This is a genomic window from Virgibacillus chiguensis (genome assembly GCF_900129865.1).
Lineage (GTDB): Bacteria > Bacillota > Bacilli > Bacillales > Amphibacillaceae > Virgibacillus > Virgibacillus chiguensis.
In genome coordinates this window covers 32,930-45,848 of record NZ_FQXD01000023.1, presented here as the reverse complement: position 1 = coordinate 45,848, position 12,919 = coordinate 32,930, and the positions used below count along the sequence as shown (strand labels likewise).

The 12,919-nt window shown below is 34.4% G+C and carries 9 protein-coding genes and 1 other annotated feature; all 9 genes read right to left on the bottom strand.

All coding sequences use genetic code 11. From position 1 onward, the window contains the following. Nucleotides 1–254, bottom strand: a 254-nt coding sequence (tnpA, locus tag BUB45_RS17880) for an IS200/IS605 family transposase (RefSeq protein ID WP_139300150.1), incomplete at its 3' end; no start/stop codon positions are given. Between the two features lie 337 nt (nucleotides 255–591). Then, nucleotides 592–848, bottom strand: a binding site (T-box leader). A gap of 55 nt (nucleotides 849–903) precedes the next feature. Beyond that, nucleotides 904–1,449 (bottom strand): GNAT family N-acetyltransferase, encoded by a 546-nt coding sequence (locus BUB45_RS17875; protein WP_073013019.1) that lies wholly within the window; start codon nucleotides 1,447–1,449, stop codon nucleotides 904–906. 93 nt (nucleotides 1,450–1,542) lie between these two features. Beyond that, on the bottom strand, nucleotides 1,543–2,736 hold the full coding sequence (locus BUB45_RS17870) for a DUF4317 domain-containing protein (protein ID WP_073013016.1): 1,194 nt from the start codon (nucleotides 2,734–2,736) through the stop codon (nucleotides 1,543–1,545). Nucleotides 2,737–2,942: 206 nt separating this feature from the next. Next, the gene (locus BUB45_RS17865) at nucleotides 2,943–4,166 is read right to left on the bottom strand and encodes a YecA family protein (RefSeq protein ID WP_084723804.1); all 1,224 of its coding nucleotides are present in this window, start codon (nucleotides 4,164–4,166) and stop codon (nucleotides 2,943–2,945) included. 274 nt (nucleotides 4,167–4,440) lie between these two features. Further along, complete coding sequence (locus tag BUB45_RS17860) at nucleotides 4,441–5,985, bottom strand: acyl-CoA carboxylase subunit beta (protein WP_073013013.1); 1,545 nt, start codon at nucleotides 5,983–5,985, stop codon at nucleotides 4,441–4,443. Nucleotides 5,986–6,372: 387 nt separating this feature from the next. Next, the gene (locus BUB45_RS17855) at nucleotides 6,373–7,128 is read right to left on the bottom strand and encodes a methyltransferase domain-containing protein (protein ID WP_073013011.1); all 756 of its coding nucleotides are present in this window, start codon (nucleotides 7,126–7,128) and stop codon (nucleotides 6,373–6,375) included. A 361-nt stretch (nucleotides 7,129–7,489) separates the two neighbouring features. Further along, complete coding sequence (gene kamA, locus BUB45_RS17850) at nucleotides 7,490–8,890, bottom strand: lysine 2,3-aminomutase (protein WP_073013008.1); 1,401 nt, start codon at nucleotides 8,888–8,890, stop codon at nucleotides 7,490–7,492. Between the two features lie 50 nt (nucleotides 8,891–8,940). After that, complete coding sequence (locus tag BUB45_RS17845) at nucleotides 8,941–9,714, bottom strand: thioesterase II family protein (RefSeq protein WP_073013025.1); 774 nt, start codon at nucleotides 9,712–9,714, stop codon at nucleotides 8,941–8,943. A gap of 2 nt (nucleotides 9,715–9,716) precedes the next feature. Further along, nucleotides 9,717–12,902, bottom strand: coding sequence for a condensation domain-containing protein (locus BUB45_RS17840; protein ID WP_073013005.1), 3,186 nt, complete (start codon nucleotides 12,900–12,902; stop codon nucleotides 9,717–9,719). Nucleotides 12,903–12,919: the final 17 nt, after the last annotated feature.

Here is a 12,919-nt window from a genome sequence, read left to right as displayed (position 1 = left end):
GATCTTCCTTTTAGATACTGCAATATTTTACTTGGAGCAATACTTGGAGGACAAGATAATAATAAATGAATGTGGTCTTTCCCAACACTTCCTTGCAATATGGTAATTCCTCTGGCTTCACAACCTTGTCTTATCAAATCACGCACTCTCACCGCTATATGCCCGCCCAAAACCTTATATCTATACTTTGTCACCCATATGACATGATACTTGATATCATACACAGTATGACTATTTTTTCTATATCCTTCCATACTTTCACCTCTTCACTTAGTATGGACAAAAAAGATAAGGCTAAAAGCGGATACCGTCTAAAGACGGTGGAGTTAGACCACGCATTTGTAAGTTAAATTAGTTCAGCTTACATCTCTAATTTTGGAAGTGGGAGTCGTACATCACCTTATATTCGGGATTAATTTAAATTTATCAGAAAAATAAAATTATAATAGCATCTCTATAGGGAAGCTATAAACCAAGCATGAGAAATTTGACTTATCGCCAATTCATATAAAAAACGCTGTCGTTTTTCTTATAAACCTTTAAATTTTTATACTTGACCAAAATAAAAAATCCCACCCCCAAGACGATTGTCTTGGGGACGAGATTAAGAATGATAACCGTGGTGCCACCCCAGTTTATTTATATGTCACCATATAAACCTTTTAAGTACGGCAAAAGGACCTTTGCTTATACTTTAGCTCAATAACAGGAGCTCCTGTCACGCTATCATTTGCAATCCAACGTGCTACTCCGAGGCTTGGTTCCATAAAAGACTGCATACCCCTTTTCAGCACCGGGGCTCTCTCTTATGCATTCCTTTTATATACTCTTCTCTTCATCGTATTTTATATTCAATTTCAAATAGGTTATCATACTATTAAAGTAAACTCAACATCATTTTTACTATTGCTTGTTAATTACGCCATAGTATACAAGATCTTCAAATCGATCTTCTTTCTTTACATGCTCCTTCAATACTCCTTCTTTTTCCATGCCGATTTTTTGCAAAACTTTACTGGATGCTGCATTTGACAAAAAACAGCGAGCAAACACTTTATGATAATGTTTTTCAGTAAACGCAAATTGTAAGATAGCTTTTGCTGCTTCTGTCGCAAAACCTTTTCCCCAAAATACTTCCCCAATGAAATAAGCTATTTCACCATGAAGAATTCTTTGATTGTTCGATAATGCTATGGAACCGTACAATCTACCGTTCGTCTTATCCGTTATTGCAAATTCATATAATTTATCCTCACAAAAATTATCATGATGGTTCTTTATCCATGATACAGCATCATCTATTTGATAAGGATACGGTAAATTCAATGTATGCTTATAAATATTGTAGTTATTACAAAGTTTAGCAACTTCGGCTGCATCTTCTTTTTGAAATAGTCTTAATAATAACCTATTCGTAGTAATCGTTTTTGTCTGTTCATCATAATACAAAAAAACCCCTCCAATTGTATATTGATGGAGTAATACCAATCCTTTTCTTCCATTGTCCCAGTTAACATGATAATACAAACATGGCAATACGAATTATTCCTCTTCTCCTTCCACTTTTTCAAACAACACTTCTGGGATCAATTCAAAACCTTCAATCATCGTATTTTCTTCTACTTCAATCATCAGGCTTAATTTCCCTCCGAAATGAATTTGACGCACATATCTTAGGTCTTGTGGGCTAATGGAAATATCCGCTACTTTTGTCTTTATTTTGATCGACTTTGACGTTGGTTTCGGCACAATATTATTCGCTTTTAATTCGAACTTTTCATCATCAATGACTGTCTTGAATGCCTCTTCTACCTTTTCCGTATCCACATCTTTTACACCACTGCTCTTTAGAACTCTTTCTACGTCTTTATAGTCTAGTTTCGGTACTTCTTGCTCTTCCTCACTTTCTTCAATAACATGATAGATTTCATCATACACATTGGAAAGAGTCGACGTATTTATACGCTCGCCCGCTACTTTCTTTACAATTTCTTCAAAGACTATTTTATCTTCTTCAGCCGTCATAATTTCTTCTGCATTCAATACTTCCTCGATAAAATGGTAATTTAATTCATTTGCTTTTCCTGCTGAGTAAAGAACATGATTCACATCTGCAGCATTGTCGGTAAAGCAAGGAAACAGAAATCCAGATATCGGTGCTTTCAAGTTAATAATTGGATCGACGACAATATTATATTTAAATTCCTTTTCCACATAATCAAATAATAGCTCTTTTTTAGGATCTTGTGTTTTATTCATACTGCATAAGATAAATGAGTGAGAATGTACCGTGTCCCGTTCACTTTCTTCTGCTTCTTCACGCTGGGGTTTCATTGGTTTCAAGTATTCCCCACGAATAAAACTAACAACAATGTCCATTTCATATTGCTTATCTTTTAGCATTTTTTCTACGAGTCGAAGCATATGCGCTTTCCATTCTTCGGTGTCACTACTCAGTAATCCTTGATGCAGGATAAGCTGACTATTATCTTCTGCTTCGCGTTTAAATTTTAACTCAAATAATTTCTGATCAAGCTGGCCAGTTAATACTTTTTTAAAATTGGCCATAAATAGCTCTTTCTGTTCGTCCTCTAATAACTCAAATGGTGTACTCTGATGATGATATACTTCACTTGACTCTTTCATGATGTATACGTTGAAAATCTCATGGATTTTTAAAAGATCATTATTTAATTTAAATTGTTTCCGGATATTTGCGATGTCCTTCTTATTCAATCTCGTTTCACTCCTACATTGGTAATCAGCATATGGATCATGTATGCACTTTTCATCATAACATAGATGCGCTTATTATATTTTCATCATGGTGGATGAGAACTATGTTCGTTTCTTTCTATACTACTAACCACATTCAAAAACTCTCACATGCTTGCGCTTAGCAATATTTGTGAGAGTTTAGTCTAAATGCACACCTTAATCATTTATTTGCCACAGCATTTTTTATGTTTTTTTCCGCTACCGCATGGACAAGGCTGATTTCTACCAATTTTGACAACCTTTTGACTAGGGTTAGAATGAGTCTTTCCACTTATCTTGGAATTAGATTTCGTTTCTGGCATCGGTTGAAGATGTTTTTTCTCCAATCCAAATGCTTCATCAGGAGTATGTCCTTTTAGTACCCATCCCCTTGTGTTATTCATTAAGTGGATTACTTTATCCATTACAGCTTTCACTAATTGTTCGCTATCGAACTCTAACATCTGGGATAAATAGGAAATAACTTGATTGGGACTGTCGCCAGATTTTATCGTATACGTACACTCTTCTACGATCATATCTGCATCTTCTATATCCATGTCAAAGTTTTGCGTTAGAAAATGAACGAATTGCTGGTAACTAGCATTTCTTTCCACAAAACCTGGTGCTCCAGCTTCAAGGAGTTGTTTTTCTGTAAAATCATAGTAAGGAATGCTTTCTTTCAGTTGCTGTTCTCGCTTCACCTCTTTCGGTTCCAACACATCTATATGTGAAAATGAATCTGTGTCAACAGTTATTTCCGGACAATAATGTGTCGAATCTGCAATAACTTTGAAATACATTGTAACGTCAATAGGTTCTTTCATATATTTTTCTACCATCTGGATTAACCGCACCGGGTCTAATACGCCGTAATAATATAATAAGCCACGCGTTAGCTTTATCCATTTTGTATTTCGTTTTATCGTAGCTCGTACATGTAAATCATGTTTCAAAGCTAGAATAGGGTCGTACAGTTCATTTGGCAAGGCAAAAACCTTATTTCCTTCCCAAGTTCCAGTATAAATGAACCCGGTATGACGTAGATACTCCATTTCATCCATTTCTAGATCTGGAGCCATTATTTTCCCGTTATTTTCGGCGATTTTTAATAGCATATTAAAACGTTCCCTATCCCATAAAAGAACCGACGGATATAGATGATCAGGGATATTTTTCTCTAAGAGATGAACGATTTCAGCTTTCTTTAATTTGCTTGCATTTTTGATCTCTAAATATTTTCTAATACCGTCTAAATCAGCCTTTGTATATCTGTTTAAAGCGTCATGCAATGACAAAGGAAATGGGATTTTTCGCCATTGTTTCTGTGCTTGTTTTTGCATTCTCGCCATTTCTTCTTTCGTTAATTCTTCTATTATCTGCTCTACATTCTTATCATCTTTGTTCATAACATACACCTCTTCGTGTATCATTATAAATGATGTTTTGCTTGTATCCAACCAAAACAATAACCTGAGTATTCGATCATTAGGGGGGAGTCTTTTATCTCACACGGAAGGGTATGACCTGAAGCCCTCTTATACCCTCTACATTTTTCGTACCAAAAATATCCCCTTGAAGAATTTTATCTTCAGAGGGGATGATTAATTAAAAAGGAACTAAACTTATGTTTAAAATTTCCATGTACTTATCAATTTCAATTCTTTATTTTCAATTGATTATTCATAAAGAAATATTCCCATGTTTCTTTTTAGGTCTTCCTTCCTGCTTATTTTCTAGCATCTCTAAAGACTGTAATAACTTTATACGTGTTTCTCTCGGGTCGATAACTGTATCAACCATTCCAAGACCAGCAGCAATATAAGGATTTGTAAACTTTTTACGAAACATGTCAATTTTCTCTCTTCTCGTTTGAGACGGGTGCTCGCTCATGCTAATTTCCTTTTGATAAATGATATTCGCTGCTCCTTCAGGTCCCATGACAGCAATTTCAGCATTAGGCCATGCATATACTAAATCTGCACCAATTGATTTGCTGTTTAAAGCTACATATGCACCTCCATATGCTTTTCTCATAATGACAGTAATTTTTGGAACCGTAGCTTCTGAATACGCGTATAGAATTTTAGCCCCATGTCTAATGATACCGCCATATTCTTGTTTGATTCCAGGAAGGAAACCTGTAACATCTTCTAAAGTAATAACCGGGATATTAAAACAATCACAAAAGCGAATAAAGCGACTTGCTTTGTCTGAAGAATCAATATCTAATCCACCTGCCATATATTTGGGCTGATTACATACAAGACCAATGCTTCTACCTCCTATACGAGCAAACCCTACTACTATATTTTTAGCAAATCCAGCATGAATTTCAAAAAAACTGCTTTCATCGACTACCTCTTTAATCACTTTTTTGACATCATAGGGTCTTATAGAATCAAATGGCACGATATCTGCTAAAGCAGGTCTCTCTTCATTAATCATCATTTCATAAGGATACGTCGTTGGAAATTCAGTATAATTGGAGGGTAAATAATTTAATAATTCTTTGACCATATCTAATGCTTCTTCTTCTGTCTTAGCCTGCATATGAGCACTGCCACTTTTCGAATTGTGGACATGTGCTCCTCCTAATTCTTCTACTGATATATTCTCTCCAGTTACAGCTTCTATCACCTTTGGACCGGTAATAAACATTTGAGAGCTTTTCTCCACCATGACGACAAAATCGGTGAGAGCTGGTGAATAGACAGCTCCACCAGCACTAGGGCCCATAATAACAGAAATTTGTGGAATGACACCAGAATATATAACGTTTCGGTAAAATACTTGTCCGTATCCATCCAATGAAGAAACACCTTCTTGGATACGTGCACCACCAGAATCATTTAAACCAATAAAAGGAACTTTATTCTTAGCTGCTAAATCCATTACTTTAGCAATTTTCAGACCATGCACTTCCCCCAACGTTCCACCATAAACAGTAAAATCCTGGGCGAATAAATATACTTTTTTCCCATTTATTTTTCCAAACCCAGTCACTACCCCTTCGCCATTGTACATATCCTCATCATAAGAAAAAGATCTGCTTTTCATGAAAGGATTCAATTCTACAAACGTCTCTTTATCTAGTAAATAGTCAATTCTCTCACGGGCCGTCATCTTCCCTTTAATATGTTGTTTGTCTATTCGTTCTTCACCACCACCAAGTTCCACTTGGTGGCGTTTATCGTATAATTCATTAATTTTATCAATAATACTCATCTTTATTCATCCTCCCTCAATCATCCAAAATATCTTCCATATGCTCTTGATTTCTTATAATTTCTCATTTAAGGGGGAGCGGTTAGAAGTGAGGTACATTTTCCCTACCACACTTCTACTGTTTACGATGATATAAATCAACAAAAACTCCCTTGTGCTTTGAGATGAATAAAGGATGTAAGACTATTCATTGTGGCCTTTGTTTGCTATCTGTTAATTGGTTAATATCACCTTTCTATACCTTTTTCATCCTCTTATTACTGCTGTCATCCACTTAACCCAATATGGTAAACAACTTCCATTTTTTAATAAAGAGAATCTCCAATTAGCAAGGGTTCATACCTCACTAATTGTTGAGTTTCACACTAAATAGCGAAGAGCCACTTTTTAGTGTTTTGTAGCTTCAAACGTAATAATTTGCGAGGCTTTCGTTGGATATTGATTATATATATAATCTGAAGAAATCACTATCGATGTAAATCCTATTTTTTCTAATATCAAACGAAATTCTTCCACTCCATACCACTTTAATGGAAATATTTCAAGTTCAGAATCCATTAGCTTTCCTTGTCTCCATTTTTCATAGCGATTATGATAGACAGAAAATTGATTGATTTGGTCAATTTTAACCAATGTTTCCTCTAACATAATTGTATCTCCTTGTGGATTGGTAAATCCTCGTTTTGATACAAAACCTTCTTTGGTGTTTTCCGGTAGAAAAATATCTAAAATTAATCTTCCATTTTTCTCTAAGTGTTCATAAAAACATTTTAAAGAGCTAATTGCCTCTTCTAATTGATGCAAAAGTAAAAATGAACCCGTTGGTACAATAATAGCCTCATACTTTTGATTAATAGTGAAATTGGACATATCTTGTTTATAACAGCTAGTATGAATACCTCTTTCATTGCAATTTTTGTTGAATAATTCCAACATATTATTTGAAGAATCTATCCCCTCTATATCTAAACCGTTTTCTAGTAAAGGAATTAATATACGCCCATTTCCAACCGCAGGCTCTAATACTTTCCCTTCTATTCCTTTTAATCGATCTTGGTAGTACTCCAAATCACCGAAAGATTTACCAATATACTTATCAATTTCATAAACCTCCGAGGATAATTTTCCGTATATATTATTCATTCTTATATCCACTCCTTCACCGTACTCAAAAAATTTAATTAACTGTAAATTTATCACTAGTAATTTGATGTCATTCGTCCACAATTACTTCATTTGAAACGCTATCAGCTTTACATTGGATGCGGTCAATTTATGATTTAACGAAGAGGAAAATGCTAAATTTTTTATTGGCTTTAGAATTAAACTGGCAATAAAATCAAAATTGTTTCCTTTATTAACATCACACCTCAAAAATCAATACGCCCTATAATTTATTAATTGGTCATTTATGACTTATTTGTTATTTTGTTATTAAATTATCCTTTTTACACTTTCGAATCTTTCCTTTCTACTGACCAAGGGATTCTATAAAAAAGTAAGTTTAATTTTTAGACGTTATAGCTTGTTGTTTTTGATATTTCTTTTCTTTTAATTGATCTCTTTTTTCTCTTCTATCCTTTATAGTAGAATGTTTTTGATCTTGATTATATTCTAGACGACGATTGGTACGTTTTAAATCTTTTGGAACGAGATTAAATTCTGATTCATTAATCAATGATGATATTCCTATTTTCGATTGATATGCTTCCATATCAGGATAAATTGTTTTAAAATAATCATCTGCTTGCCCGGATACATAATTATTCGGCTCTGGATATGTGGTAATAACACCTTCAAAATTTCGAAGTACTACCTTATCAGCGCTTTGGGAAATAATATAATTAGGTTGGACAACAATTTTACCACCACCACCTGGAGCATCAACGACAAATTTAGGTACTGCATAACCTGACGTATGTCCTTGCAACCCTTCTATTATCTCTAATCCTTTTGAGATAGGCGCTCTAAAATGCCCAATTCCTTCGGATAAATCACATTGATAAATATAGTATGGACGTACTCGCATTTTAACCAGATCGTGATTCAACTTTTTCATAATCGGAACACTGTCATTAATACCAGCCAAAATTACCGCTTGGTTTCCTACTGGAACACCCGCGTTAACAAGCATTTCACATGCGCGCTTAGATTCCTCCGTTATTTCTATGGAGCTATTAAAATGAGTATTGAGCCAGATTGGATGGTACTTCTTTAAAATCTCACATAATTCATTCGTAATTCGTTGCGGGAATACTACTGGTGCTCTGGTACCAATACGTATAATTTCTACATGTTTGATAGCTCTGAGATTTTTTATTATATATTCCAATACAGTATCATTAATTAGTAACCCGTCTCCTCCTGATATGAGCACATCGCGAACTTCAGGTGTTTGTCTAATATATTCTATTGCATTATCAAGCAAGTTTTTGGCAATCCCCATTCCAATTTGACCTGAAAAACGCCGTCTTGTACAATACCTACAATACATAGAGCATTGATTAGTTACTAAGAATAATACTCGATCAGGATATCGGTGTGTTATACCGGGAACTGGAGAATCTTCGTCTTCATCTAAAGGATCTTCTAAATCATATTTTGTTTTATAAGTCTCTTCAGAAATCGGAACAGATTGCATACGAATCGGACATCGTGGATTATCTGGATTCATTAAAGATGCAAAATATGGTGTAATATTAAGTGGTATAGTCTTAATTGAAATCTTAACCCCCGCTTCTTCTTCTGGGGTTAAATTAATTACTTTTTTGAGATCCTCCAAGGTTTTAATTGTATTTCTTAACTGCCACAGCCAATCATTCCATTGTTCCTCTGTAACATCTTTCCACAGTTCAATATCTTTCCAATTTCTAGCCGGCTTGTATAAATCTGCGTTATTAAACATTTTAAATCCCCTCCGTTTTTGTATTATGCATGCTATTTATAGCTAAACTCCTAAACTATTTTATTTTCAATATTTATCATAATAGTCAACAAAGTTTCCTTTAATAGATCAGCCGGCTCAGTACTTTCACTTATAAAAAAATGGCCTCCATTAAAATATCGATAACAAAAATCTCCTTGAATTTCCTCACGCCACTTATAAATCTCTCGTTCATGAACAGCCTTGTCATATTTCCCTAGCCATAATTCGAATGGAAAAGATGATTTTACTACGCCATCTAAAGTAAATGTATCCAATAAGTGAAAGTCATTTCCAGTAATATTAATAATGGAATGCAATAAAGAATCATCCACATCTACTGGTATTCCTCCTAAAGCTTCTATATCCATTTTCACACTATCTCTTGATCTTACAATGAATGGTTTTTCAGGATGTATCGCATATTCAAGAACTGTTTGAGGAGATTTAGCTGCTGAGATGATAACTCTTTCAATATAATTCTGTTTCTTACTTAAACTACCAGATATAGCATATGAAAAAAGTCCTCCTAAACTATGTCCAAGAAATACGGTTGGCCTGTCCATACAATCTATTACTTTAGGAAGAAAATATGCCATAGCCTCTGAAAAATTAGCAACAAAATCTTGATTCGCCGATATTCCCCTCCCAGGCAGCTCAAAAAGATAGGTCTCAATATCCTTAGGTAAAGTTCTCACTAAAGGTATAAATGATAAAGCGGAACCCCCAGCGTGATGAAAACACATTAATTTTACTTTTGCTTTTTTGTTTGGATTAAATATGATATAGCCTTCACGTTGTTCCATCTTCACGTGTTATTACCACCTAATATATACATAGCTTCATCTATTGATACATCACCCTGTTTAACTTTTTCCAATAAGTCTATCTTATTGACAGACTCTGTTTGACCATTGGTTGAAGAATTATTATCAATTCGATGCGATAATTGTTCAACAAATCTATCTATCGTTGGGTATCGAAACAAATCTCCAATTACAAATTCATAATCAGGTAATCTCTGCCGCAGCTGGTTAAATAGTTTTAATACAATGAGAGAATGACCTCCTTGATCAAAAAATGTTTTATTCGTAAATACTTTTCTACCTAATACCATTTCCCACTCATTCCTTACAATGTCTTCTATCTCATTAGATACAACCGAAACAACCTTTTGTGATTGATGAACTATTTTTTCTGATTCCTCCATGAGTAGTGGACGGTCAATTTTCCCATTGGAATTGCGTGGGAGACGATGAAGTAGCACAATAAAACGAGGAATCGCATAATAAGGGATTCTCTTACTAATCTTTTCTCGAATCACATCTTCAGAATCCTTTGTCCCACTTAGAAAAACTACTAATTCCTTCTCCCCCTCCATCGATGAATATGTGACAAAACATTCCATACCTGTCTCCAAACTTAGGAAAGCATTTTCTATTTCTCCTAATTCCACTCTAAATCCACGTATCTTAACTTGTTGATCTTCCCTTCCATAAAACTCGATCATTCCATTTGTATTTAAACGCACGTTATCTCCGGTCATAAAATACTTTATATGGTTATGTTCATAAATCTTTGACGTATCCATACTATTCATAGTTACATATCCATTCATAACTTGATCACCACCAATATGTAACTCCCCTATCATCCCTGGTGCTACTGAATTTCCTGTTTCATCTACAATTCGTAATAGTGTCCCTGGCAAAGGCTGACCAATTGGACACATGCCTGAAACGGACAATTGATCCATATTATCATTGCAGTGGTAAACAACAGATTCAATTGTACATTCACTCAATCCATATCCATTATAAAAATCCACACCTTTCCAAAGCATGTTACAAATCTCATTTTTCTCTTCGAGACGAAAAACATCAGATCCTACTACTATCGTTTTCAAATGTTCTAGTATCTGATTTTTATCATACAAATACTTTATGAATTCCCTGATTAAGTGAGGTGTTGACTCAACAAAAGATATTTTATATTCTTTAGAAAGAACATATAAATAATCCATATCCACTCTTCTATTCTCATCACATACGATTAGTGAACCTCCAGTGGACCATGCCTTAAGTAAATCACCCAAATAAACATCGGAAGTCCAGCTTCCGAGTTGTAGAATATGTTGGTTCTCTTTAAAACAATAGAATGTTTTCCAACTTTCGATAATTTGAAAAACACCTTTTATTCCTAAGGAGACAAGTTTTGGTTTGCCTGTACTCCCAGAAGTGGAGATAAAATATGCTAAGTCCTCTTCCTTAAATGCATAGGAATTTAATTCCAATTCATTCTGACATACATTGTCTTTTAAAAGCTCTTTCATTTCCTCTAGGTTTAAAACAATTTTTGGATTTAATACTTTTATTATTTGATCATTTCTTGTTTTTGGTACGCGTCTATCTAAGTTGCACCACCTAGCACCAATTCTCCAGCAAGCGAACATACCAATTGCAACTTCAATACCTTTTTCTCCATTCAGGGCAACTGTGTCCCCACTTTTAACATCTTGTTGTGATAAATAATTAGACACCTGTTCTATATAGGTTCTTACTTGCTTATAAGATAACTCCGTTTTCCCATCAGACAGTGCTAATTTATCACTTGACCAATCGACCATAGAATCAATGGAATAATTAATCTGATTTATCGGCAACTCATTTTCTAAGCAGATTTTCAATTTTTCATTTTCCAAGGTAGTTAAATTAAATTCTTTTATCAATTTATCTCCATAAAATTCTATTTCTTCAAATATATGTTCTAATGATTCCATAAGCTCTAGTAAATCTTGTTTCTGATATTTACTAGCATCCCAACCTAATCTCCATTCACCGTTATCACGGTTTAAGCTGATGGTTAAAGACAAAGGATCAGAACTCGTTCCTTTTTGATGAACTAGTTCAGCGTCTTCAAAGTGTAAGCCACCTTGATAATTTTGGAATATAACAGAAGACTTAAACAGTTCGGTGTCTCCTGGTAAATTACTTAGTTGCAAAAGCTTAGAATACGGAACCCCGCTATACTCCGATACATCTTGAATCGTATCCATGGTATTTAAGAAATACTCTTTGATAGAGATATCAGGTTTCAGATCTAGCTTTACTGGTAACGTATTAATTAGCATTCCGTTCATTTCATGCGACTCTCTTAATTGATACGGCCTTAAAGCAAATGTAGAACCAACAAAAAGTTGGTTCGTTAATTGATATCTATTAAGTAATAAGCCCCAAATAGACATCACAATACTCGATACAGTAACTTTATTTTGAACGCTGTACGAATGAATATTTCTGCAAGCCTTTTGACTTAATTTTCTATCAAAAATTTCGAATTTTTCTTCCTTACTTTCAGAAGAGGAACACTCAAAAGATAGCCGCTCTGCCGCTTTTGCTTCACGTAATACATTCAACCAATAGGCTTCACTCTGTTCTTTATAATCCGATTGCTCCATAAATTCGATGTATGCTTCAACATCAGGCCGTTCCTTTAACATGTAGTAGTCGTGATTTAAAACATTAAAAAAGTCATCTAAAATTTGCGACATAGACCATCCATCAACAAGAATATGGTGATGTAGCCAAACTAATAAGTGCTTGCCATCCTTCCAATGTTCAACCATATACAATTTTTGTAATGTATCTAAGGATGATTGTTGAAAAGTTTGTAATTCATGATTCAACCAATTTTCAAAGCTTCCACATGCTCTAATTAACTGTTCATAATGAATTGTAGTAATAGATGCCACACAATTGCTATCAATAACTTGCATAGGTTCAGAACCATTATTCCAATCTATCTTCGTTCTTAAAGCAGGATTTGCCTTTATTACTTTTGCCCATGAATTAGTTATATCATCTTCCGTATGATAACTTGGAATCTCATAGGAAACAACTTGCCAATAGGCCTCAGAAGAAGGATTCTTTAAGTTTTCCATTAACATAACAGTCTGTAAAGGAGTAAGTGGAAGCTTCTTTATGTTCTGATTCATTCTATCAACCTACCTTT